Genomic DNA, 25744 nt, shown 5'->3' with positions numbered 1-25744 from the left:
CACATTCTTGCCGAGGAGCCGGGGTAGCCTAGCCAGTATGAAGCATGGTGACGCGCTGGGAGCCTTCGTTTGAGCCTCATTCACGCCGCCATCATCTGCAGCGACGACGTCACTTACCTCGGAGCGGTCATGGCCGCGCTCGATGGAATCCCGGTCACTGTGTTCGTCAGCCGAGTTCCTCACTCACGAGTGGCCGCCGGAGACTGGGAACTCGCGGCCAGCAAGGCAACGGCTCTGGGGGCAGAAGTCATCTTCGGCGACTGGCCGGATGAGCAGTCCCACCGGCGAGCAACGCTGGACTGGGCTCGCTCGAAAGCAATCCCGTACCTCCTCATCCCCGACACGGATGAGGTCATCAGCAAGCAGCTCATGGAGTCACTGCGCAAGGTCGCCGAAGTGGGTCTTGCCGACTGCGTGTACTGCGCAATGGACACGTACTGGAAGAGCCCCGAGCACGTCATCCGCCCGCCCGAACGGCTCATGCCACCCATCATGCTCGCCCCGGCGAGTGTGGATCACATCTACCTTCGTCAGTTCTCGTGCTCACGCCCGCTCATGCTCTCGGCGGAGCACGGCGTGATGCACCACCTTAGTTACTCTGGACCTGACAGCCGGATTCGGCGCAAGACCTCAACGTGGGCGCATAAGGATGAGGTACTGCCGCACTGGACCCGCGAGGTCTGGGAGCCCTGGGACCGGGACCGCTCGATGCGAAACCTCCACCCCACTCACCCTGGCGCATACGGCTCCACCGAGCGGATTCACGTTCCCGCAGAACTCCAGCTTGCCTGGGAGGAGTACCTCAGTGCTTGCGGTGGCGCAGACCCGTTGCGAGCAGTAGAACAAGAACCCGCGCAGATGCGGACGAAGGTCTCGGTCATCATTCCCCTCTACGGCGGCCCCGAGGACCTGCGGCTCTGCTTGGAAAGCTTAGAGCAGTGCACTGGCGAGATTCACGAGGTCATCGTGGTGGACGATGCCTCTCCCGACGATGCGGCGAGCGTGGTCCAGGAGTTTGCGTTCGCGAAGCTCGTTCAGAACCCCGAGAACCTTGGCTTTGGGGCGACTTGCAACCGCGGAGCTCGCGTCGCCAAGGGAGATGCGCTTCTTTTCCTCAACTCGGATACCATCGTGCCACCCGGCTCCATTCGACTCCTCGCGCAGTCCCTGGAGCGCTCTGGGACCATCGGCGCGGCCGGGCCTGTGAGCAACAACGTGGGTCACTTCCAGCACGTGGACGTGACGTACACCTCGCTCGCTACCATGCCGCTTTTCGCCGAGGACCTTCGAGCGACGAACCACCCGGATCAGGACTGCGACATGCTCACGGGCTTTTGCCTCATGATCCCTCGCAAAGTGTGGGACGAAATTGGCGAGTTTGATGAACGCTTCCGGGTGGGGATGTTTGAAGACAACGACTACTGCCACCGGTTGCGCCGCGAAGGGTATCGCCTTGTCTACAGCCGCCGGGCGTTCGTGCATCACAAGGGCAACGCTTCCTTGGACCGGCACAGCGAGGACAAGCAGCAGGTGTTTGCCTTGAATGAGGCTCGCTACTACGACAAGTGGCGCTGGGACCTGGAGCTGGGGTTTGCTTCTAACCTAGCGGGCATCACGCCAGAGCGGATTCAGTTTCGCGAAGACCGCCGCCCCGAAACGCTTGTGGCGGGTCTTGCCGAGCAGGTACGCCAGGCGAACATCAGCCTTTGCATGATCGTGCGCGATGAAGAGCGAGTTTTGGACTCGTGTCTCAGCTCCGCCAAGCCCTTCTTCACGCAGATTGTGATCGTGGATACGGGTTCAACCGATAGAACGATCGAGATCGCTCGCTCCCACGGCGCAACCGTGTTTGAATCGACCTGGCCGGAAAGTTTTGCATTGGCTCGCAATGAGTCGCTCTCACACGCCACGGGCGACTGGGTCTGCTGGCTCGATGCGGATGACACACTGCCGTTTGCCTCGGGAACTGCGATGCTCAGCGCCGTGCTCGGAGCACCTCCGGGGCTAGGTGGTCTCGTGATGAGCGTGCGGTTTGTCAATGACGACCCGCAGTTCGGGACGACGGTGGATCACGTGAAGGTGTTTCGCAACCACCAGGGTTTTGCCTTCGAGGGGCGCATCCACGAGCAGATTCTGCCCTCGATCCGGGAGAAAGGGCTCGATGTCGCGCGGATTGATGCCGAGGTGCTTCACACCGGATACGACACGAGCGAGGTGGGCCAGGCAAAGAAACGCCGGCGCGACGACACCCTGCTCAAGCTCGATCTTGCTGACCGCCCGGACCATCCGTTCGTCCTCTTTAATCTTGGGATGACCGCCCACTACAACGGCGAGCATCAGGAAGCCTGCGAGTGGCTTCAGCGCTCAATTAGCGTGGCCACGCAGGAGGAATCTCACATCCGCAAGGCGTATGCGCTCTGGGCGGTTTCGACCCGCGAGCTTGGTGACCGTGAAGAGGCTCTGCGCATTGTGGAGCTCGGACTCGCGCAGGTTCCCGCCGATCCTGAACTTCTGTTTCACAAGGGGCTGTTGCTCTCTGGAATGGATCGACTAGCGGAAGCGGCCGCGGCGTATGAGCAGGTGCTCAGCGCCCCTCGCGGAAGCCATTTCAGCAGCGCGGACAGTGGCATTTTTGGATACAAGACGTTGCACAACCTCGCGGGAGTGTATCAGCGCATCGGCGATCTCATGGCTGCGAGGAGCGCCTACGAGCGGGCAATTGAATCCAACCCGAGGCACCTCCACAGCACCTTCGATCTCTTTCGGTTGGCCCTGCAGATGAAGGACTTTGCGCTCGCGCAGCGGTGCATCGCCCATGTGCGACACATAGAGGGCGAGTCCTCGAACTTCGAGCAGATGCGCGCGGAGCTGTTTGGGTCGCTGTCTGGCTAACTAGCCGCCCCTTATCCTCTCCACTTCTCGCTTGCATGAACTGCAAGTTGCGGCTACGTCACTCCTGCCATTAGGGTGCCCTCTGAGGGCGAAGGACGTGTGAGTTCTCTTTCGCCCTCGGAGAAGAACCGATGGACAGAAGAAGTATTCCTGCAGGGGGCCTTCGATGAGCCAACTGTACGCAGTCGTAACCAGCAAAATCATCGAATCCTTGAAGCGAGGGGTCGTCCCGTGGCGAAGGCCATGGCGAAACGCCCTCGCTTTGCCAATCAACCTCACGACCGGAAGGACGTACCGGGGGATCAACGTGTTCCTGCTCGGGCTCACCGAGTTTGCCGATCAGCGCTGGCTCACATTCAAACAGGCCGAGGAGAAGGGTGGGCGAGTGAGAAAAGGAGAGAAAGGCACGCTTGTCGTGTTCTGGAAGCAGCTGGAGTTTGAAGAACTTGAAGAAGCGACCGGAGAGCTCGTGAAGCGGCGCACCCCGATGCTTCGCTACTTCACGGTCTTCAACGTCGAGCAGGTGGATGGATTAGAGCTTGAACCCGTGTACGTGCCGCCACTCCTGGCTGATACAGCCCGAATAGAGCGAGCTGACCTGTTGGTCAGTTCCATGCCAAACCCGCCAAGCATTCACAAAAATGCGCGGTCTGCGTACTACGTCCCGAGCAGCGACAGCGTGCACATGCCAGCCTTTGAGCGGTTTCGCACTCCTGATTCGTATTTTCAGACCCTGTACCACGAACTAGCACATAGTACGGGTCATGAGAAACGGCTGAACCGGAAGGGAGTGACGGAGGTGGCCCGGTTTGGCTCAAACGACTACAGCCGCGAGGAGCTCGTGGCGGAGCTCACGAGCGCGTTCTGTTGCGCCACAGTTGGTCTCGACAACTCTCTGAGTGAGGATTCAGCTAGCTACATTAGCGGATGGCTCCAAGTGCTTGGGGATGATCCCAAGGCAGTGGTGATCGCCGCGGCACAGGCTCAGAAAGCCGCCGACTACATCAAGGGAGTCACCTACGACTCCTAACGACACCCCAACCAGACCCCGCAACAACGCGGGGTCTTTTCAGAGTATCCAGAGGGCGAGCGAGAGCACCCCGATCACGACCAACCCGGTCACGAACAAGTGCAGGTCTAGAAGCTCCCTCTGCCGCACCCGGTGGTCTTGGAACGCCGCACAAGCCCCACATACCACCCGCATTCCGTACTGGCTCTGCACGAACCGAGCCCGCTCCGAGCCGTACTTCTTCTTCTCGATCTCGCCAATCCGAACCCTCCGCCTCAGAGATCGTTCTTCGACCGAGATCAGCTTGGAGCAGAAGTAGCAGCGAGGCATACTTCCAAGAAACGCAGACATGCTGACTTCGCACCAAATGCGATTCATCGCTGCAACGGCGTTCGACTAACTGCAGTTTAGCGGCACAACAGTAGAAAATGGTGAATTGCAATAGTCGTCGAATCTGACCGACTGTGATGACTCCTATGTCCATGCTCGAAGGAGAAGCCGGTTAGCGCCTCACAGTCTCCCACGAGAGAAGGCTTCGTGCGCAGACTTCTTAGCAGTTCAGCAATCCAGTAAGTCGCGTCATTCGACTGAACATACCCGAGCATAGCTCCATAGCTTTGACTAGCCGCATATTCTCGAGCGACGAATAGCTCAAGCCCGTCGGAGCCAGTGTAATTTCCAATCGGGTGGGAACCCCGCCGAAGGCACTTCGCCTCAACTTCAAGCGTCGGTCTACCAGCAATCGCAGTGCTTTCAACGCGAATATCTATTCGCCTCCGATGCTTGCCCTCACGATCAGTGTTGGAGACCTTGGCATCATCCGAGATAGACAGCCGAAGCAACGCTCGAGAAACATTTCCAATCCGCAATCGCTCGTTTGCAGCCCGTGTGATTCGGTCGGTAACCACCTCCTCTTCGGTAGTTTCGTTTATCAACGGTCTAGCGTCCTCAAATCCAAGAGCAATCAACGAGACAGAGTGCCGTACAAAGCTCTCAGCATATTTCAGAGCAAGACTCACGGCTAGCGGAGCCTCGCTTCATTGATAAAGTCTGCGATCAGTTGGTCGCTGTCTCCTAGTGCTTGACTCCTAGTCCATAACATTCGATGTGCTGGCTTCACAATCTGGGCACTGTCTTGCCCGACAACGTATAGACTTCGCCTGACATAACGCCATTGACGTTTCAGCTCGGCAGTGCCCATCTGATTTGCAGCTGCTGGAGTTACAGATGAATGAGAAACAAGAACCGATGATATTTCCCTTCCAGATTCAATCTTGCAGGTCACTATGAGGTTGCTCACCTCGAACTCGACGTTGTGAACTACACCAGTAAACTCGCTCAGTTCCACGGATAACATCTTGCCGTACTCCATAAAGTCACTATCGCGTGGAAGCCGAGTTAGATATTTTGGACTCTTGCCTTGGATGCACTGGAAACGAAAGTGAATAAAATCCTCAGCGTGAATCAGCGAGTGCTCAGATACTCCAAAAAGAACTCCTATTGTCTCGTCGATCTTATGTCGCATTTCGAATGGGATCGAACGGCCTTGTCGACCATGCAAATGCTCGTCAGAGGATGCTCGAACTTCCTCGTATAGACTTGCTAGAGCAAGAACTTCTCTTTCCGTTAACGCTGGAATCGGAATTGAGCGCACAGAGTTGATCCCGATGGTGCTTGTACTCACACCCCAAGATGACGACTCAAAGAACATCAGGTAACGAAAGACGCTAGACCACAGAAGCATGCAAATTGCCTTCAACCAAGCTGAATCAGAGTGGTCACAAGCGATCCCAATTTGTGGATGGCGAAGTACAAAGTCACAGTCTGAATAAATCGCCTCGCCTACAGAAATGAACATGTGGGGAGCATATGCTACCGCCAAGCCCCCCCTGCCACTTCTAGTGCGAATATACTGTTCGCCAGGCGTCGGACTTAACAAAGCGCTTTCAGGAATCTCAAATGGATTTGATCTATTTGGCAGAGATTGATGATCCAGGACTCTCAGGTGCTCAAGTTCGGGCATGTACTCTATCACTTCATCGGAATCGCGATAGCGTAGAGAAAGCCCTTGCTTAATTTTCCAGCCACGTGATCGCGCGAGCTCGCCTATTGATGAACTGAATAGTTCCCTGAGTTCGCCCAGAGCGAGCCTGTCACGATTCGTGCCCCATAGATATTCCTTCCAGAGTCTGGCTTCACCGGAAATCGCCTCTTTGTTAGAAACCAATTGAAAATTGTGCTCAAATAGCGTTAGAAACGGAACCCCCGCCTTTGCTGAGGTCCCTCGTAAGTGCGGTTGCTCTGCTACGAATGGAGCGATGTGCAGAACCTGGTCAGTAGACTGAGGCTCAGTTGCCTGGAACACAATCACAAAGGCAGGTTGGCGTGCTGTAGGAAACAGGCGATAGGTGAAGTTGCTAAAATTTGTTACTCGCCTAACTCTACAGGATTTGAATACTTCTTGCCTGAAAGACTTACTCTGCTCGTTGCTCAACGAAGTGGCATGCAGAATTAAGCCCGCAACTCCCTCGTTCTCAAGTAGACTCCTTGAGCGCCAAAGAAACGCCTCGTGAATCCTGAATCGGTTCACAGACCCCTTGGGCAAAGTGGCAATGTAATCTAGACACAACTGGGAATCTGGCTCGCGCCTCTCCAACTCACCCCAAGGTGGATTACCCAGAATCCAGTCGAATTTCACTTGACTCTTAAGGAATGGCAGATTGGGGCTGAAAAAGTCGGAGTGAATGATGTTAAAACCATTGAGATTCGGGAACTTAAAATCATCATGGTGCTCTAACTGGCGCGGACTTACATAGCTCAGTAACGTCAAAAGAAGGCTAAATTCGGCGACGTAGCACGCTTCTAGGTTGCGCTCTACTCCGAATATCTGGTTAGTAAGAATAGACTTAAGTTCGCTGAGAGTCGGAGCGGTATCTCGACTTCGCAACATTTGTTCGATGAGATATCGATAACTGAGAACGAGAAAGACCCCTGAGCCGCACGCGGGGTCGAGAATCTTACAACTAGGTGTGAGTGCTCTAACTCTCTCGACTTCTGAGAGCACGTAGCTTGCAACACTTGTCGGTGTGTAAAATGCACCGGCCTCTCGTTGTGACCCCTGCTCTCCTAGAAACTGCTCGTAAATGATGGAAAGGGTCTCAATCGGAATGTAGCTGAAGTCGTAGGAGACGAACTCGAATTGAAGTTGCTCAGACCACGGCTGGTTTCCCGAGATTGCACCGGCGACAGTAGACACTGCTGTATTCGTCAGCCCAACTTCTTCGTCAAAGTCGATCGGAAAAAGCTGGCCGTTGAACCTTGTATCCAGTGCTTCCACAAGGTTCCTAAAATCCTGAACCGTGGCCGTGGTACCGAAAACACTCGTTGGATCAATATTCCGCTGAGCGAGCCAGGCGTCAGTCAAGATTCCTCGGTCTCGAAGGTAGCGCGTATAGATGTATTTTCCAATTAGCGCGTGCGCGGTCGTGGTGGGAACATCAAGAGTCTTTGTTAGGTAGTTACTCAAGCTCGCCAGGTTAGCGAGAAGATGGCGATCAACCCGGTTATTCGCAATGACTCTTCCAAAGCGCGAGTTCCAGGTATCGCCCGAATCAATCGCCTCGGCGGTGATGCTGCGTAGTGTTTCGGGCCATCGTACCGGTTCGGTATCAGAGAGTAACAACCCGACTTCTGGATCACTCTCTTTGTAGCTAGAGTTTGTGTAAACCCGGATGGCCCCGGGGAGGACTACAATCGTTAGATACGTGAGCCCCAAGCACCAAAGTTGCTTCCTCTTCTTCCGAGCATCGCCCTCCGAATCTGCCGTGACTACGCAGGCGAACGGGAATGGCCCCGAATCTGACTGAAGCACATAGGCTCCTCTGATCTCGGCCTCGTTCGCTAATCGAAAGAAACCAGAGAGAAGCTGATCGTCGCTCGTTGAGCGGTATTGCTCGGAGGATGAGTAGCCCAGAAACTCGATCAGAGCGTAATATGTTGATTCAGCGCTCACACTCGCCAAGGTCAGTGTCCTCCAAACTGTATTTTACTCCGTTTCGCCTCAGACGACCCGCGGCACTAGCTAGAAGACGTGGCGGAACAAGCAGCCGCCTCAATAAAATCTGAATTCCAGACCCGAATCCGTGCGATCTCTCCAGCGCAGGGGACAAGTGCACCTTCTTGACTCCACGGCGGACGACTCCCCACCTTCAGTAAACATCGAGATGTCAGTGAGTTGGCGGTGGTTGATTAGCGTATGCCCGCTGGAGTTGCTCCGCCGCGTCCCGCATCGCGCCATCCAGCACATGCCCATACAAGTTCGAAGTCAAAGCAATCTGAGAGTGCCCGAGGTAGCGGCTGACTTGGTGGAGGTTCATTCCTGCCATGAGCATGAACGTCGCGGCGGAGTGCCGTAGCGAGTGCATCCCGGCGCGGGGAAGACCAGAGGCTTCGAGAGCTTCATGAAGGCGGTCGTTCACGTACTTGGGGTCAAAGGGGCGGCCCCATGGGTTCAGGAACACAAGGTCAAGCTCGTTTTCAAAGCCAGCGTCCTCCTGCCGATTGCGTTCCGTGCGAACCGCTTCGAGTGAATGACCGACGAGCGGCATCGTTCGGAGGCTCTTTTCTGTTTTGAGAGGCTTGAGCACCATCTTCGATCCCATACGCTGGAGCTGGGTCTTCACCAAGACAGTTTTCTGCTTCAGGTCAACACCGTCCCAGGTAAGCCCGGTTGCTTCACCGATCCTCATCCCGGTTGCGAGTGTGAACTTCACGAGGTTCTCGACGGGAGACCCATCAAGAGCCTTGAGGAGCTTTTGCACTTGCTCAGCATCGAAGAACACCTTGGGTTGGCGGCGAACCTTAGGCGCGAAGGTCTTGGCGACGGGATTGTCATGAGCTTCACCAAACTTCATGGCAACCCCGTATGCGGCCCGTAGGGTGCGTCGGACGGCATTGATGGTGTTCGCACTCGCGCCGTCGGCTTCGATGGTCTTAAACAGCCGTGTGACGTCCATTGGAGTCACTCGCTGGAGTTCGATTCGCCCGATGTACGGCTTGATCCGCTTCTCGCACATGAGTCGGTAGAACTCGTACGTCTTGACCTCGCGATTCACCTTGATGTGCTCCTCCAGCCAGACGTCGAGCCACGAAGAGACCGTATGCCCGCCACGAACGGGGATGGCCCTACCTTGGACTAAGAGGGAGTTGAGTTCCTTGAGAGCCTGCACGGCGTCGGCCTGCGATTTGCACCGCACCTGACGGTACTGCGGCTTGCCGTTCTCCTTCCAGCCGTCCTGCACCTGCGCCACGTAGCCCGAGCCTCGTTTGTAGATGCTCCCAGACCCTCGTTCTCGTCGCCCTCGCTTCGCCATGTTTGTACAGGGTAGAGTACCTCCAAATCCGCCGTTTACGAGGGCACAATCCGCCGTTTACGCGCCGTTAACGCGGTGGAAATGAGGGGTCGAAACAGGACGCATTGGGACGATCTAGGTTCAACTATCAGATTCAAATGGACGATTCGGGACGCCTTTGGACGGGTCAACTACTAATCTCTTAATCAGCGGGTCGTAGGTTCGAGCCCTACACGGTCCACCAAATCAAACGCCGTCCTCCGGCAAACCACGCTTCGCCGCTGGTTCCGTGGCTAGCCTAACAAACACCCCATCACCCTCCGGCGGATCCATGCCACCGACTGTCGCCTAGGAACGGTAGAATTCCGATAGCATAGTTCGGAGACAAGTAGATGGCAAGGAAGAAGCAATCAGAAACGGGTGAAGACCAAGTCGTAGACTTACGCCATCCGGCGGCGACCCGCAAGAACATTCCTCCCGTAGGGCTCGAGGCTCGTGGTCGAGTTTCGCGCGAACGCCCCATCAACTACGATTACAATCCGCACCTCCCGCCGGTGCTCCGGTTCGATGCCGAAGGGAAAGCCGATGCCCTGCCGGCACTCGTTGAAGAAGCGGGTAAACGCCCCCTCACGCCCGAGGAACAGCAAATGCTGAGCGCGGCGTTGCGGCAGCACCAACCATGGCTAGAGTGGACCGGTAAGCGCGAGCAGCAGGCGTGCGTCGTGGACCCGGTGGGACTCCATATTCACGAGCGAGTTTCGGCCAAGGCGATCCTGGCGACGGCGGCGCGACAAGATATTCCCCGATCTCTATTCGCCGACCCGGATCAAGAATATCGTGAAGCAGTTCAGTTTTATCAACACGATGTGGATTGGTCGAATCGAATGATTCTCGGTGATAGTTTGTCGGTGATGGCTTCCCTGGCCAGGCGGGAAGCACTAGCGGGCAAAGTCCAGATGATCTATCTCGACCCGCCATACGGCATAAAGTATGGGTCAAATTTTCAATCGGAAGTTGGCAAGAGAGACGTAAAGGAAAAACCTGAAGACCTTACGCGGGAGCCGGAAATGGTTAAGGCATACAGGGATACTTGGACGCTTGGGGTCCACTCCTATTTAAGCTATCTGCGTGACCGGCTTTTGATAGCAAAAGAACTACTCGCAAATTCGGGAAGCATTTTCCTTCAGATTAGTGATTAAAATTTACATCGGGTCAGAACCGTGTTGGATGAAATATTCGGTGCAGACAACTTTGTATCCGTTATTTCGTTTCGCACGAAACTTGGCGGTCTAGGTTCCGGGCTCATGCCTGCATTGGGTGACTACCTTATCTGGTTTTCTAAGGATATTAAGCAGATAAAATTTCAGAGGATACACATTCCTCGGGACACCATCGGCGACTCTGTTTGGAGCCAAGTTGAAGAGTCATCGGGTCTTCGACGCAAGATACTTGACGGCGAGTCAGATGACCCAACGAAGTTGCCAAAGAACTCAAAGGTGTTTGGTTCGCGAGCTCTTAGTCCCGCTGGCTTTAATGCAAATGCTACTTTCAAGGTTGCATTTCATGGGAAGATGAAAGATCCACCCGGGAGAGCACAGGGCGCATCTTGGGTAACGAATGAAGAAGGTATGAAGAGGCTCGTGCGTTCAGGCCGCTGTATCGAAACAGAAACCACTTTGCGGTTGGCAAACTATGCGGATGATTTTCCAGTTACGGAGCTAAACAACTTTTGGACAACAACCAGCGGTTCGTCGGACAAACGGTATGTCGTTCAGACTAGCGAAGAAGTCATTAAGCGGTGCATCTTGATGACCACCCGCCCTGGAGATCTAGTGCTTGACCCCACCTGCGGCAGCGGCACGACTGCGTTCGTTGCCGAACAGTGGGGTCGCCGCTGGATTACGATTGATTGCAGCCGAGTTGCCCTTTCCATTGCTCGGCAACGGCTGCTCACGGCGAAGTTTGACTTCTACAAACTGCGAAGCATCAGTGCCGAAGACTTAGAGCGAAACCCAAACGGTACTTGGCTGAGCGATCCCACCGGCACAATCAACGCCGCGTGTACATTTGACTGCCGGACAGTCCCCCACATTACGCTCAAGAGCATTGCCCAAAACCAAGCGCTCGACCCTATCTTTGAAACCTGGGAGCCGATTCTTGCCGAGCGGTTGGCGGCGGCGAACAAGGCACTCGCCGAATCGGACACCAAGGAACTGCGCGCCACCTTGCTGGCCAAGTACGACGCAAAGAAGAAGCGCAAAGACAAGGCAGACCCCATTACCGACGCCGACGAACGCCGATGGAAACTTCCCGAAACCAAGTGGGAAGAATGGGAGATTCCTTTCGACACCGACCCCGACTATCCGGCGACCCTCGCCGAAGCCATCACCGCGTATCGCAAAGCATGGCGAAGCAAGATGGATGAGGTGAATGCCTGCATTGACGCGAGGGCCGAGCAGGAAGAACTGGTTGACCAACCCCTCATCGAGAAGAAGATTCTGCGGGTTTGCAGCCCCTTCACCGTCGAAGGCGTCATCCCCTCGGAAGAGAGCATTGACTTGGACACCGGGTCGCCCATTGGTGGCGCGCCCGAAGAACTTGAATCGTTCGGTGACGGGGATTCGGGTTTGCAAACAACTTACGAAGCCACCAAATCCGAGCCCCAGAATTCGGAAGCCTACATTGATAAGATCGTGAGATTGCTGAGGGCGGACGGTGTGCTCTTCCCCAACAACAAGAAGGTCACCTTCGATCGGCTGGAATCGTATCCCACTCCCGGTCTGCATGGCGAGGGAGAGTGGACCATTGACGGCACCCGACACGGCGTGGCGGTGGTGGTGGCACCCCAATATGGTTCGCTTAGCGCGAAGATGGTGGAAGACGGAATTCGCTTTGCCGCCAAGCGCGGATTCGACGCCTTAGTCTTCGCTGGGTTTTCGTTTGATGGCGCCGCGCAGGCTGCCATCCAAGATGACCCGGATCCACATTTGCGCTTGCACATGGCGCAAATTCGCCCCGACGTGAACATGGGCGACTTGCTGAAGACAACGACCTCGAGCCAAATCTTCACGGTCTCGGGCACACCTCGCACCAAGCTTACCGAGCTGAAAAGCGGCGAGCTTCAGGTCGAAATGGAGGGGGTTGATATCTATGACCCAGTAACGAACTCAGTTCGCTCGACTGGTGCCGAGAAGGTCGCCGCATGGTTTATTGACGCTAACTATGACGGACGTTGCTTCTGTATCACCCAGGCGTTTTTCCCCGACAAAAATGCTTGGGGCAAGTTGAGCAAGGCTCTGGTTGGCACGGTGGACCCGGAACGGTTCGAAGCCTTCGCGGGGACTGTTTCGCTGCCGTTCCCCAAGGGTTCGCATGGCCGGGTCGCCATCAAAGTGATTGACCCGCGTGGAAACGAGGTGATGCGCGTGCACAAGGTTGACGGAGGAAGTTAGAGCATGGCCGACCCCAACCTGATTCAACCGGTCGAATCTCCGGTTATTTGTTCGCCATACGTTGAACCTACTCACTTTTGGGACTACAACCGAGAATCTGGAGTCGCCGATAAGAGCGAGGGGCGACGACCCTCTTATTATTGGTACAAGGATGAGCGCGATACTCGTCGGCAGCAGCTCACCCTAGAACTAGAGGAGCAACGACGCGACATGGTGATGGTGAACAAGCTGCGTCGTGACGTGAAACGTTGGCGCGAGTCTCAGTGGGAAGGCGCCACCAACGTGACGAAGGACTTGTTACGGCATTGGACGCGCCCCGACCGTCAGCGGCGATTTTTCTTTTGCCAGATTGAGGCGGTCGAGACCATCATTTTTCTGAATGAGATTCGAGGATTGCGCCGCGATGGGCAGCGTGGCCGACCTCGCTGGATTCCGGACTTCACCGACGAGGACTTTGGCACCCTGAGCGATGGTGAACTGACGCGTATGTGTACGAAAATGTGCACCGGCAGCGGCAAGACGGTGGTGATGGCGATGCTCATTAGCTGGGCATTCTGCAATCGAGCCCGCGTGCCAAGCGACGAACGATTTCCAAAGGCCGCCCTCGTTTGCTGCCCTAACCTTACGATCAAAGAGCGCCTCCAGGTTTTGCGGACAGACGCTTCTGGTGGAGACTATTACACCGAGTTTGATATGATTCCTCCCCAGTATCGCGACCTCTTGCGATCGGGAAAGGTGGTGGTCACCAATTGGCATTCGTTTGCCCCGGAGTCGGAGCATTCCGAGGGCGGCAAAAGTTATGCAGTGGTTCAGAAAGGGGAGGAATCCGATGAAGCCTTTGCCCGAAATCGCCTCGGAGAACTCTATGGCATGGCACCAATCATGGTGCTGAACGATGAAGGTCACCACGCTTACCGACCGGCTCCTATTGCTGTAGAACTAAAGGGGGAAGACAAAGATCAGCGAGAAGAAGCGACGGTCTGGGTGAGGGGCCTTGATCGTATCCACAAGGCATGTGGTGTGAGAATTTGCGTTGACGTCTCGGCGACGCCGTTCTATCTGAAAGGGTCGGGGTACCCGGAGGGCGAGCCATTTCCCTGGATTGTTTCCGATTTTGGATTGGTCGATGGCATTGAAAGCGGAATCACAAAGATTCCGCGCTTGCCCGTTTCTGATACAACCGGGAAGCCTGATCCGAAGTACTTTAAACTCTGGAAAAATATCACGAAAGACTTAGCGGCATCAGAACGATTGTCTAACGGTCGTCCAAAGCCCGAGGTGGTTTGGCGCAAAGCTGAGGATGCTCTGCTGCAATTGGCGGGCGAATACGAAAAGCAGTTCGATGCAGTTCAGGAGGCAAGCGATCTCGCGCAAAAGGCTCCGCCAGTGATGATTCTTGTGTGCGACAACACCAACATCGCCCAGTTGTTTTATGAGAACATTTCTGGTCAAACGGAGGTTGAGGACGCTGATAGTGAACTTGATGATGAGGACTCCGATGACGATGGTGAGCCAGTCACCAAAAAGAAGAAAGATAAAAAGCGAATTGTGTATGGTAGCGGCAAGGTATTCCCTCATTTGTTCCAGAATTCGAAGGGTGAAAATCGGACCATTGCCATCGACAGCAAACGCCTAGAGAAAGTTGAGTCAGAGGATCCGTCCGCAACAAAAGATAAGGCCGCAAAGGCCCTCCGTGCGATCGTAAACTCAGTTGGTCGCTTAGGGCAACCCGGCCAAAACGTCCGATGCGTGGTTTCTGTTTCCATGCTTACGGAAGGATGGGACGCCAATAATGTGACGCACATTTTAGGTCTGAGGGCATTTGGATCGCAGCTCCTTTGCGAACAAGTTGTTGGACGTGGTCTTCGACGGATGAACTACACGTCCGACCCTGATACTGGCTTACTACCCGAAGAGTTTGTTGATGTGTATGGGATTCCTTTTTCCGTGATTCCGTACAAGGGAAAGACTAGTTCGACCCCCATTGATAAACCCGTCAATCACATTAAGGCAAACCCGGAGCGGGCTGGTTTTGAGATCCGCTTTCCAAATGTTGAGGGATATGTTTATGCCTTGGACCGTCCCCTGATCCGTGCTGACATTGATGCAATGGAGAAGCTCATCATTGAACCGGAGTCCACTCCCACCGCTACGTTCGTGAAGGTCGCCGCGGGATATGCCGAAGGAACAGCCTCGGGTGGCGGAATTGGAGAGTTTATCGAACATAACCGGCAGCAATACTACGCTCAAACGCACGTTCAGGCAATTGAGTTTGAGATCGCTCGCCAGGTGGTCGCGGCCCTGGTTGGTGAAGGTGCGCAAGCTCCCGTCGGCGGCTCTGGTCGCACGCGCGGATTTGCCCGCCATCAACTGTATCCCCAAGTCGTACGATTCGTTCACCGGTATGTCGAGTCCAAGGTGATGTGGCGAGGTACAGACCACCGAGAACTTGGTCTTGAGAAATATGTGCAGCGAATTAAGGAGAGATTGCTCGACGCGATTGAACCCGATGATGATCAAGGCGAAGCACCCTTAATGCCCTTGTTGAATCGCTTTAAGCCCATTGGAACAACCCGTGATATTGATTTCACAACGACACGCCCGGTCCATGCTTGCCAGCGATCGCACGTGAATGCCGTCGTGCTCGATTCGGAGTGGGAGCAAACCGCAGCTTTTGTTTTAGAGCAACGGCACGATCTCGCGCCTTTCTATATTCGGAATGAGCGACCATTCCTTCTCATCCCATACGACTACGAAGGCGTCTCCCACTATTACGAGCCAGACTACTTAGTGCGACTCCGAGATGGCCGAACGCTAGTTCTGGAAGTCAAGGGGATGGAGAATGATCAGACGCAAGCCAAGCACCAGGCTGCTCGGCGGTGGGTTAGCGCTGTCAACAACTGGGGAAAGTTGGGCCGCTGGGAGTTTGATGTTTGTCGGGATCCGCAGATGCTGGCTACAATATTGCGTCGCCTGTAGCCCTTGGTGTTTGTTACCAAGACGTCATCTCCGTTCCGACCAGGCTACTCGTTTCAATCCGACTCCAGACGCGATCGAGGATTTTCTTGCCTTCCGCGGTTATTGCAAGCTACCCGATGGCCCTCATAACCAACCCAAAAAAGCCCCCTGCCGCCGAGCGGCGACAGGGGGAAGGGCAAGCACAAAACAGGTCAGCTCTTCGGAGCGATGATGCGGTAGTCCGGCGAGATGTTGGAGGTCACGTAGGCGTATTTTCCGCCGCCCATGTAGTTCTCCTTCACCTGCGTTGAGTACTCAATCAGGTAGCCGTAGCCATCAATCCGGAACTGCACTACCACCGCCACCGTGCGATACAGCGGCGTGCCGACCGCGTTCTTGGTGATCTTCCACACGTTCGATTCGGTGTTCACCTTCACGATCTTGCGGTTGGCCCAGGGTCCCGAGGCCCAGCGCTTTTTCAGCGCATCGGCCACCGGAGTCATGGTGTAGGTCGCGGCGGGCTTGGCCACCTTGGCCGCAGCCTGAGCGGCGGCCACAAGGTCATCACAAGCCTTTTCGAAGCTCTCCACCTTGGTGTCGGCGGGCAGCCCCACCGAATCCATCAGGCCCTTCACCTTTGCCAGCACCGCCTTTCGCGGGGCGTCGCGCTTGCCCATCACAATGTCCAGCCCCTGTTCGCTCAGGCCCCAGCCGTCAAAGTCACGCACCGATTCGGTCATCGATTCGTACACCATCATCTGCGGCATGAGGATGCGGCTGAGTTCGCGCTTCACCACCTTTTGGGTAATCGCCAGGCGTGCCTGACAAATCTCCAGCCAGTTCTGCGGCCATTGAATAATGTCGTCGCGTCCGCCCCAGTAGCCGAGCACTCCTTTGAACTTGTCGCTCGTGATGATCTTCTCGATCGCGGCGAGGTCGTCCATCACCTTCTTAAACTCCGCCGGAGTCGAAGGCGAGACCCGATTCTGGGCGTACCACTTAGTGGAATCGAATTCCACCGACCAACTTTCCAGGCTGTTTCGGTGCGGTTGAATCGCATCCATCAGGCTCGGCCAAAGGTCTTGGGTTCGCTTCTTCTCGGCGTCCGATATCTGCTGAGCAAAGGGAGCTTGAGCTAGCATGGTCATCGCAACTAGGGCCATCGCGGGTCGAAGGAATGCTCGTGCCTTCATGGCGTTAGGACCGCCCGCCGAAGACCGTGTACTTCAGCTTGACCTTCTTGCCGGGGACGGCAATTTCAAACCAACCCTTGTTCATCTGACCCAAAAGGTCAATGGTGGTGTCAATGTCGGCCAGCATGTCCGCATTGCTCAGGTTGTCGTCGTCCTTCAAAAAGCCCTTCAGCTTCAGGGTCGCCGTGTTGAACGTAAAGTGGTTCACCGAGCCATTGAACATCTGCATGCCGTCGTTCGCGGCCATCTTCTTGGCGTTGCGTCGCTCGATCTCCCACATCTTTTCGCCGTTAAAGCGGAACAGGCCAAAGACCTCGACGACCTTATCATCCACGCCAACCTTCTCGGCCACCTCGTTAAGCACTCCTCCTGGAGTACTGGCATTGGTAATCATGTCGCTGCTATCCAGAATCGTGAAGGTAATCGAAATGCCGATGCCCTTCTGCAGGATGGCTGCCTTTTCGGTGGGGCTGTAGGTGGTAGTTCCCGTGGATTTCGGACGACCCGCCTTTGCCTTTTCGGTGGGCGAAGTTCCGGTCGTACCGGTGCCATTCTTGTTGCCGGTGCCGGTCGAAGGCGGACGGCCGTTAGTTCGCTCCGTCGGCGACTTGCCGCCACTGCCCGTCGAGGCGGGGCGACCATTCTTCGCCTTTTCGGTCGGCGACACGCCGCTGCCCGAACCTTGCGCAATGGATCCGCTGCCCGTGCTAGCCGGTCGCGAGTTCGACGGCGGTCGGGTGTTGCCGGAACCGTTGGTCGCGGTTTGAGCGTTCACGCCGCCCGGGCTGTCGGCGACAATCAGTGCCACCGGCATGCCGTCCTTCACGTCGCCGCTGACATACAGCGTGGTGATGCCTTCCAACTTCTTGCGGCCTACGGTGGCGGTGCCCTTTACAAACTTGGTCTCATCGTTGATAAGGTAAGTCAGGTCGGCAATGCCAATCGAGCGCGCGTTGAAGTACTTCACGGCGCCGATCTGAGCGCCCTTGTGGCGTGTGGTGTAGGCCAGCCAGTTGGTGTAATCCCACAGCTTGTCGACCACCACGCCGCTATCGTTGCGGCGAGTCAGCAAGTACACCTCTTGATTGAGGCAGGTTTGCGCCACGCCGGTAAGGTTCTTGCCTTGGTTGTTGATGTTGAAAACCGTGCCGGTGGAAACCAGGAACGTCTTCACTTCTTCGCCAATCTTCGCCTCGAGTGAGGGGTAGTTGCCAAACGCAACATTGGTCAGGCGAGCCTTGACGAGGCGCGGGGCATTGTCTTCTTGTTGCATGGCCAAAGGAGCCAGCATGGTGGCGGGAATGATGGCCTGGGCCGGCTGGGCACCATGCCAAACAAGAACGCCAAGAGCGAGAGTTAACAGATTGTGTTTCATCGTTTTCCTTCGTTCTGAGGATTTCGAGATCAGAACAAACGGAATGATACAAAGCCACCGTAAGGCCAGCGTAAGCCAGAGTTTACGATCGCAATGCTAGGTTCAAAAATGGAGAAATTGCTAGTATAATTACTAGGCAAGCTTAGCAATGAATGCGGTGATTTCGTCAATGGACATGGACTCGCCTTGCCGCCAAAGGTGGTCGGTCAGTTCCTTGCCGAATCGGGCGACACCGGCGGCCCGAAACTCAAGCATTTCATCCACCCATTCGTCCACCAATTCCATGCCGTGAACTATGCGCCACTGATTGAGCGTGGCGGAGGCAAGAGGCAACCCGGAGATAAGCTCACCTTGACGGCATTGCAAACTCGCCAGGTTCGAGAGCGGATACAGCGCACCCGGAACCTCGCGCACGCCAATGTAAAGCCCCCACCCTTCGCACAGACTCGCTCGCGCATCTTCGGGTCGTCCTAACTTTTCCTCAGCAATCCCGCGGAGGTTCGCCGTACGCGCTTGCAACTTGATGTCTCCGTAGCGCTCGGCCTCCAAGCGAATTTCATCGAGCATGTAGACCGTCGCCTCATAGTCTTCTCGATCGAAAGTGACCCTCGCCCGGTCAAACACCATCAGGGCTCGCGAATAGTGTCGTCCGTCACTCAAGAACAACGCATCAGCCTTGGTGTAGTACTCGTCGCACCGATCGTACTCCTTCAAATTGATGCACATGGTGCCCATGAGGCGGGTCGCCATTCCCTCGCGCCAAACGAGGCCGCACTCACGAAACAGCCGGGCCGATTCCTCCATGATCTCGAAGAAGTCAACTGGATCGGTGCGGAGCATTTTCGTTTGACCCAAGTGGTAAAGCACTTCGGCACGAGCGTGTTTGCTGGCCGTGTCTTGGGAGATTTCTCCGAGCAACTTAAGCAATTCAATGACCTTTGCGTAGTCAATCCGGAGCCTCGATTGGAACCCGGCGATGCCACTGAGAATCAGGTGCGCATCCTCGCTCAGCGGCTGACCTTGCTTTGTTTCGTGAGCCAGCAGGATGTCGCCAATCCATTGCGCCACAATCGGATCGCGAGCCCGTGTCACCCAATGCCAATCGGTGCCCATACAGATCTGGCCGGCTGCCTCCAAGTTTCCACTGCGCAGACCCATCTGCACGGCGGCGGTGAAATTCTCCCACTCCGCATCCAGAAACTCGATCCATTCGATTTCGGTTTCCAGCCCCAGGTCGAGTCGCTTGGTGAGCAGACGACTTTCCTGAGCCAATTGGCCAAAGTGCTGAACGAACCGCTCGTTGAGGCCAGGAATTTGGGCCTGCGCCGCCTCGTCCGCCTGAACGAAATCACGGAGGCTCTCCAGCATCCAATACCGCGACCCCGAATCCTCATCGCTCCGACGAATGAGGGCGGCATCGAGCAAGCCGCTCAGGTCGCTGAGCGAGATCGGTTCGCCGCCGATGAGTTGCGCCAGTTCCAGCGTGCAACCGCCGCGAAACACGCTGAGCCGCGTCAGCAATTGCCGCTGGCCTGGCGTGATGAGGTTGAGGGTGGTGGCGAACGCATCGTGCAGCGAGCGCTGGCGACTGACCGCATCGCGGCGGCGCGAAGTGAGCATTTCGCCGGACGCGCTGAGCCGCTCGACCATTTGCCGCGGCGACACCACGTGCGCCCAAGCCGCGCAAAGCTCCAGTGCGAGCGGCACGCCGGCCAGGGCTTGAAGTAGCTCGCGCATGGCATCCACGTTGCGCTCGGTGATCTGAAAATCCGCGCGAGTTCGGCGCGCCCGGTCAATAAAAAGTTGCGTGGCGGCGTGAGCCGATATCTGCTCCAGCGAATCATCCGCGCCCGGAGTGGCGAGCGGATACACCGGCACATGGTGCTCGCCCTGCACACCCAGCGGTATGCGCGACGACGCCAAAATGCGCAGCTCGGCGCAGTTGGCGAGCAGGCCCGACATCGCCTCTGCCCACTCCTCGCCGACCAACTGCTCCAGGTTGTCGAGAATGAGCAACAGCGGCTCGTCGCCGATGGTGGCGCTGAGTTCCTCCACCGCTTGTAACGGCTTTTTGAGCTTGGTGCCGAGGGCCTCGGCCAGCTTCGCGAACCCTTGCGAGGGCGTCGCCGATTCGGCGAGCGGCACAAACAATACCGGGCCGCCCGCCCACTGATGACCGACCTCCATGGTGAGGCGCGTTTTGCCGATGCCGCCAAAGCCGGTCGCGGTGACCAATCGCGCCGAGGCGAGCGATTGCAGCAACTCCTTGACCTCGGATTCGCGCCCAACAAACGGCGTCGGCGAGGCCGGAATGCGCTTCTTTGTGGCACTAGCTGGGGTGGCCGGGGTTGCACGAGCGAGTTCGGGCTCGGCCTGAAAATCCTGCGCCTCGACCCACAACCGCAGGTCGTCGAGCCATTCGTCGTAGATATCGGGCAGCAGTCCGGCCGCGCCGATTTTGGTGGCGGCTTGAGTGTCGCCCGCGTTCAACATGGCCAGCATTTCTTGGTAGTCGCTCGTGATGGCGCCCGGCACCAGGCCGATGCTCGTGCGATCGGCGGCGAACACGCAGCCGGCGGGGTAGCCTGGCGGCTCCAAAAGGCGTCGCAGCGAGGCCAGGGTTTGCTTGAGACGGTTGCGCCCGGTGACCGGGTCCGTCTCCGGCCAGATTCGATCGGCGAGAACCTCGCGGGAATGCGACTGCTGGTCGTGCAGGATGAGGTACGCCAAAAGGGCGATGGCGCGGCGCGATTCGAAGCGGGTGATCGGGCTTCCGCCGCCGCTCGGCTCGACGCGAAACTGCCCAAACAGGTGCGCCTTCCACAGCGCGCTCGAACTCACCCCCACCCCCATTGGGTTGAGGATACACAATTGAGGCTAAGTTGTGTCTCTCACCTGGTAAAAACTAGGTGGATCGGCTGATGACGAGAACGGAAGCAAAGTGGCTTTTTGTAACCTTGGGTGCGGTGGCTGCTCTATGCTTCGGCACGTACTTGTTGCACCGGATTCCACCCCCAGAGACACGCCTCGCGTGCCTCAGCTCCGTCGCTCCGGAAGTATTTCTGCTCGCGCCAAGCGAGGATGGCAAAGACCCCAACTACACAGTCTTGTACCTTTACTACTATCCCAATGGCGCGGACGACCTTGTCGCCGAGGTGCGTGATCAGGCACTATCCGCTGGGTTTAACTTTGATTCGGGTGATCGATATACGTTCGTAAAGACTAAATCCCGCGTGATCATGATCCTTAAGGGCTCGGTCAGCCTTCCCGAACTGGATAAGATGAACGATCACGGCTACTCAATCCTGATCATTGAGGACCACCCGCCCAGCCCGATTTGGCACTTCCGCGATCGGTGATCCACACTCCTACGCGGTGGCCGGACCAAAGCACAAGCCCAAGCTTAGGGTGGGTCACCTTTGAGCACCTTAGCCACTTGGGGCAACGATGAAGTCACGAAGTGCCGGAATCGATCTTGGATGCCCTTCAACCAAAGTTCCTCCTCTCCGAAAGGCTCCAAGGTTGGCGAGAGATCAATCGCCAATATCTGCATATCCCTTCCAGGACCCTTTCTGAAGCTCCTGAAGAGATCGGACTCTACGGCTACTACTTCCAAAAGCCGCTGTTCCACCTCTGGCGCGCTTGGATGTAGCGATAAGACCAATCGCACCGGGCCTTTGTACACATCAATCCAAAACCCGAAGACATATCCCGTGACAGACTCATCAGTAGTTGGAACCCACATGAGCCACTCCTCCGGTAACCACCTCTTTCCTGTTCTCACAAATCCTCTCTCCTCGAACAGCTGATCGGTGATTCGCCAAAGCCGCTGCCTTGGATCCTCCATGTGGTCTATCAGGATCTCAATCGCTCGACGATGCTTCTTAAGAATCTGCTGACAAAGTTCGCTAACTCTCGTATCTTTCACAACGTTTCTTCTCAATAATCGCTCGTAATGTTGGATAGCAACGCGAACGTCCGGCTTAAGCAAGGCTTTCTCGTCGGCCAACACTTCGACCAAGATTCCTGCCACCGATTCGTATGCAAGGGCGTGGTAGCGAACATCACTAGGCTTCATGCCCCACGGAGAAAGTAGAATCGGCACTACCTTCCAACCAGGCCTGTTATCTTCAACGACCTTAAGGTATCGCGCCAACTGATCTGAATGTTCTCCCGATCCGACTTTGTTTTCAATCACCACCGCAAGGCGATTTCGTTCGCAAAGGATAAGGATGTCAATGTTATGCACCTCACACTCAACATGGGCTTCATGGAGTCTAAGGTCATCCTCATCAGTGAGTACCATTCCCAACATGTTCGAGAGAAACGTGTCTCCCAAGCCGTGAGCCGCTCTAGGATTCAGCAAATACGCCAAGAAGCGAGAGTGACGAATCTCTTGCCGAGTAAGCCCGGCAGCCTCAAAGACATTGAAATCAAAGAGCTGTTCCTCAAGCTCCTGGAGATTTGCATTGTCAGCGGCGAACTGAGTCAGAACCTCAAGTTCCGTCAAGCGTCCACCTCAAACTCCCACTTCCCCGAACCAACTTCCTTCGTCCCTTGCGGGAGTTTGACCTCGCCGCGCGTATTCGGCGGCAAGGTGACCGTGAGCTTAATCTTCCCACCCACGCGACGCCAATCGGTCAGGATCGGGCCGCGGATCGAGTCGTAGGTTGTCCTCGCGAAGTTCAGTTTCGGATCGAACACCGGCGCAATCTGGACCACGCCAAACCCCGGTTCGAGCGTACGAATCCCGCCGATATTCTCGAAGACCCAGCCCATAACCGCACCATACGCGTAGTGCGCAAAGCTATTCATCACCGGAGTTTGGAACCCGTTTTCCGGTGTCCAACCATCCCAACGTTCCCAAATTGTTGTGGCTCCGTTCTCGATCGAGAATCCCCAACTGGGGAACGTTTTGTTATGCAATAAGCGCAACGCAACATCGCTGCGACCAACCTTGGTCAACACATGCATAAGATCACGAGTACCGACAAACCCTGTGCTCAAATGCCAATTCCGCTTTTCGATATCGGCGACAAGTCGCTCGGCGGCCTTGGCCGCACGATCGGCGGGCAACAAGTCAAAGACAAGCGCCAACACATAGCTACATTGAGTATCGCCCTTCACCCAGCCGTCCGCTCGCGAATAGTGTTCAGCAAACGCATCCCGAAGGCGATCCGCTAATTCGTCATATTTTGCGGCATCACTTGCCTTTCCTAGCACATCCGCAGCTTGCGCAACAATGCGCGCGCTCCCCGCAAAGTACGATAAGTAAATAACATCGTTGGGCGTATCCGCGTTGTGGCTTACCCAATCGCCAAAGCAGTGAAACTGATCGGGCGGTAACAGGTTTGGCTTCGACCGCTTTAAGCAAAACTCGACAAACTTAACCATTTGCGGATAGTGCTCCGCCAAACGCTCTCGGTCGCCATAAAACTCGTAGCTTGTCCACGGGCAGATAACGCCGGCATCGGCCCATGCTGGGCCCCCATCGCTTTCGGCGACCTTCAGCGGGGCCACCATCGGGAATTGGCCATCCGCGCGCTGCGCATCATCCAATGTTGTGTTCCACTTGTTAAAGAAGCTTTCGACATGCGAGTAGTAACTCGCCGTGCGAATGTAGGCCTGCGCGTCGCCGGTCCAGCCGAGCCGCTCATCACGCTGCGGGCAGTCCGTCGGCACATCAATAAAGTTCATTTTCTGCGTCCACCAGGCGTTTTTTGCGAGCTTGTTGAGCATCGGATCTGAAGTCTCCACTCGGCCCACTTCCGGAGTCGCGGAGCTGATGGCCAAGGCTGTAAGCGTCGCCTTGGTGGGGGCGCGATCCAGCCCGCTCACCTGGATATAGCGGAACCCGTGGAAGGTAAAGCGCGGCTCCCAAACCTCGGTACCCTCGCCCTTCGCAATATACACATCGGTCGCTTCAGCACCCCGTAAATTTGCGGTGTAAATGGTGCCATCCCGGTTCAACACCTCGACAAATTTCATGCTCACCACCTGCCCAGGTTTGGCGCGTAAGCGCAGCCGAGCGAACCCGGCCAGGTTCTGACCGAAGTCCACGATGTACTTGCCATCCCCGCTCGGGCGAATCGAGATCGGCTCGACCTCATCGTAAACTCTCACCGGCTCGGCCGGAAACGGCTCCAGCGCGCCCGCCTTGGGCGAGATCACTTCGGGCGCCGCCCAGTCCGCATCATCGAATCCGGCGCGGCTCCATCCGCTTGGTTCTCGACGCGCGTCCATCGTTTCGCCAGCCAGAAAATCCTGCCGAATCGTGCCGCCGGCAGCCACCCGCCACGCCTCGTCGCCGGTCAACGTCTCCGTGCTTCCGTCTTCGTATTGCAGAGTCAGCTTGGCCGCCATGGCCGGACGATCGCCGTAGTGCGCGCGCGTTCCCGAATAGCCCAGATAACCCGCGTACCAGCCGTCGCCGACAATTGCGCCGATGGCATTCGCACCGGTTTTGATGAGCTTCGTCACGTCGTGAGTGCGCGTGTAAATGCGCCGTTCGTAGTCGGTCCAACCCGGCGTAAACAGGTCGTTGGTCACCCGCCGGCCATTGCAATAGATGTCAATCAGACCGAGCGCAGTGGCCGTGAGACTCGCCCGAACAAGCCCTTTTCGAACCTGAAGTTCGCGCCGATAGTGCATCGCCGGGCGATAGAGACGCCCGGCAACCCGACCCCACGGCTGACTTCCATAAGCGGCAATCTCGCGGGCCTGCGAGCCATTGGCCAGCCAAGATTTGTCACTCAGCAATGGGTTTCGGCCGTCGGAAAAGTCAACCCGCGCGATCATTCCGCTGGAGCTGCGGGGCTCGTTTCGCGCCACGATCTTGAGCTGATTTTGCGCGTGCAGATTGAGAGAGGCAAAGAGCGGTCGCCGCCACGCGTCGATGTTTCCATCGCTCGCGGCTACCCGCTCGCCGTTCAAAAACGCCTCCACTTGGTCGTCGGCGGTCAGGCTTAGGGTCGCCGTCTCGCCCGACTTGGCCGAAAAGTCCTTGATAAAGGTCACCGTCTCGTCGGCGCCGGCCGACCAAATCCAGTTCGCGCCCTCGAAGTTGGCCGTCGGCGGGTTCACGGGGCGAGCCGAAATCCAGGGCAATCGCTCCCCCGCGGCCAGGTCCGTGGTCGCGAAATGGGCCGATTTGCTCAGCTCCGATTCGCGGCCATCCTGATCCCACACCTGCACTCGCCAGGTGTAGGCGGCGCTGGTGGCCAGCGCCATCGGGATTTTGATCCCAAAAGTTTCCGCGCTCGTGACCCGCTGCGAGTCGTACAGCACGCCCTTCGGCCCGCTCACCACCACGCGATACGCGGTTTGGCGCAGGTTTTTGTCGGCCGAGTTTTGGGCTTGGAGCTTCCACGAAACGCGCGGCGGCTCCAGGCCAATGCCAATGGGCTCGCTCAGCCCCTCGCATCGCAGGCTAGCGGGGAAAATCGATCCGGAGGCAGACATGAGCAAAAGGCCGCTGACAATGGCGAGCATGCCCCGCAGTTTACACAGAGTTG

The 25744-nt window shown here is 56.5% G+C and carries 13 protein-coding genes; 6 read left to right on the top strand and 7 right to left on the bottom strand.

What is annotated here, in order from left to right:
- Positions 1-69: 69 nt before the first annotated feature.
- Both JNJ45_09615 and JNJ45_09610 read left to right on the top strand, forming a co-directional pair.
- Positions 70-2892 (top strand): glycosyltransferase, encoded by a 2823-nt coding sequence (locus tag JNJ45_09615; protein MBL8048924.1) that lies wholly within the window; start codon positions 70-72, stop codon positions 2890-2892.
- Between the two features lie 211 nt (positions 2893-3103).
- On the top strand, positions 3104-3922 hold the full coding sequence (locus tag JNJ45_09610; GenBank protein MBL8048923.1) for a DUF1738 domain-containing protein: 819 nt from the start codon (positions 3104-3106) through the stop codon (positions 3920-3922).
- A 1000-nt stretch (positions 3923-4922) separates the two neighbouring features.
- On the opposite strand, the gene JNJ45_09605 is transcribed toward JNJ45_09610, so the two are convergent.
- A complete protein-coding gene (locus JNJ45_09605; protein ID MBL8048922.1) occupies positions 4923-7913 on the bottom strand; it encodes an N-6 DNA methylase in 2991 nt (996 codons plus the stop codon).
- Between the two features lie 214 nt (positions 7914-8127).
- Positions 8128-9273: a site-specific integrase gene (locus JNJ45_09600; GenBank protein ID MBL8048921.1), complete on the bottom strand. Its 1146-nt coding sequence runs from the start codon at positions 9271-9273 to the stop codon at positions 8128-8130.
- A 371-nt stretch (positions 9274-9644) separates the two neighbouring features.
- Between JNJ45_09600 and JNJ45_09595 the strand changes: the two genes are divergently transcribed.
- The 3 genes from JNJ45_09595 to JNJ45_09585 are packed head-to-tail and all read left to right on the top strand — an operon-like array spanning position 9645 to position 15683.
- Positions 9645-10451, top strand: a complete 807-nt coding sequence (locus tag JNJ45_09595) for a hypothetical protein (GenBank protein MBL8048920.1) — start codon at positions 9645-9647, stop codon at positions 10449-10451.
- Positions 10452-10472: 21 nt separating this feature from the next.
- Positions 10473-12704 carry a site-specific DNA-methyltransferase gene (locus JNJ45_09590; protein ID MBL8048919.1) on the top strand — a complete coding sequence of 744 codons (2232 nt, stop codon included), beginning with the start codon at positions 10473-10475 and terminating at the stop codon, positions 12702-12704.
- Between the two features lie 3 nt (positions 12705-12707).
- Positions 12708-15683: a DEAD/DEAH box helicase family protein gene (locus tag JNJ45_09585; GenBank protein ID MBL8048918.1), complete on the top strand. Its 2976-nt coding sequence runs from the start codon at positions 12708-12710 to the stop codon at positions 15681-15683.
- Between the two features lie 191 nt (positions 15684-15874).
- On the opposite strand, the gene JNJ45_09580 is transcribed toward JNJ45_09585, so the two are convergent.
- From JNJ45_09580 to JNJ45_09570, 3 genes are all read right to left on the bottom strand, one after another.
- Entirely contained in the window at positions 15875-16855 is a 981-nt protein-coding gene (locus JNJ45_09580) for a hypothetical protein (GenBank protein ID MBL8048917.1), read from the bottom strand.
- Positions 16856-16859: 4 nt separating this feature from the next.
- Positions 16860-18230 carry a hypothetical protein gene (locus JNJ45_09575; protein ID MBL8048916.1) on the bottom strand — a complete coding sequence of 457 codons (1371 nt, stop codon included), beginning with the start codon at positions 18228-18230 and terminating at the stop codon, positions 16860-16862.
- 132 nt (positions 18231-18362) lie between these two features.
- Positions 18363-21083, bottom strand: coding sequence for a winged helix-turn-helix domain-containing protein (locus JNJ45_09570; protein MBL8048915.1), 2721 nt, complete (start codon positions 21081-21083; stop codon positions 18363-18365).
- A gap of 113 nt (positions 21084-21196) precedes the next feature.
- On the opposite strand from JNJ45_09570, the gene JNJ45_09565 reads away from it, so the two are divergent.
- A complete protein-coding gene (locus tag JNJ45_09565) occupies positions 21197-21589 on the top strand; it encodes a hypothetical protein (protein MBL8048914.1) in 393 nt (130 codons plus the stop codon).
- A 44-nt stretch (positions 21590-21633) separates the two neighbouring features.
- Here JNJ45_09565 and JNJ45_09560 read toward each other — a convergent pair whose 3' ends face one another.
- Positions 21634-22740: a PD-(D/E)XK nuclease family protein gene (locus JNJ45_09560; protein ID MBL8048913.1), complete on the bottom strand. Its 1107-nt coding sequence runs from the start codon at positions 22738-22740 to the stop codon at positions 21634-21636.
- The gene (locus JNJ45_09555) at positions 22737-25721 is read right to left on the bottom strand and encodes a glycoside hydrolase family 78 protein (GenBank protein MBL8048912.1); all 2985 of its coding nucleotides are present in this window, start codon (positions 25719-25721) and stop codon (positions 22737-22739) included. The genes JNJ45_09560 and JNJ45_09555 overlap by 4 nt, the downstream gene beginning before the upstream one ends.
- Between the last annotated feature and the right edge of the window lie 23 nt (positions 25722-25744).

The sequence above is a fragment of the Chthonomonas sp. genome (genome assembly GCA_016788425.1).
Classification (GTDB): domain Bacteria; phylum Armatimonadota; class Fimbriimonadia; order Fimbriimonadales; family Fimbriimonadaceae; genus JAEURQ01.
This window is presented reverse-complemented; position numbering and strand designations above follow the sequence as displayed.

Excerpts from the sequence above, each read along its gene's own strand:
- JNJ45_09555 (MBL8048912.1), bottom strand. The coding sequence starts at position 25,721 with ATGCTCGCCATTGTCAGCGGCCTTTTGCTCATGTCTGCCTCCGGATCG.
- JNJ45_09585 (MBL8048918.1), top strand. The coding sequence starts at position 12,708 with ATGGCCGACCCCAACCTGATTCAACCGGTCGAATCTCCGGTTATTTGT.
- JNJ45_09600 (MBL8048921.1), bottom strand. The coding sequence starts at position 9,273 with ATGGCGAAGCGAGGGCGACGAGAACGAGGGTCTGGGAGCATCTACAAA.
- JNJ45_09570 (MBL8048915.1), bottom strand. The coding sequence starts at position 21,083 with ATGGGGGTGGGGGTGAGTTCGAGCGCGCTGTGGAAGGCGCACCTGTTT.
- JNJ45_09575 (MBL8048916.1), bottom strand. The coding sequence starts at position 18,230 with ATGAAACACAATCTGTTAACTCTCGCTCTTGGCGTTCTTGTTTGGCAT.
- JNJ45_09595 (MBL8048920.1), top strand. The coding sequence starts at position 9,645 with ATGGCAAGGAAGAAGCAATCAGAAACGGGTGAAGACCAAGTCGTAGAC.
- JNJ45_09580 (MBL8048917.1), bottom strand. The coding sequence starts at position 16,855 with ATGAAGGCACGAGCATTCCTTCGACCCGCGATGGCCCTAGTTGCGATG.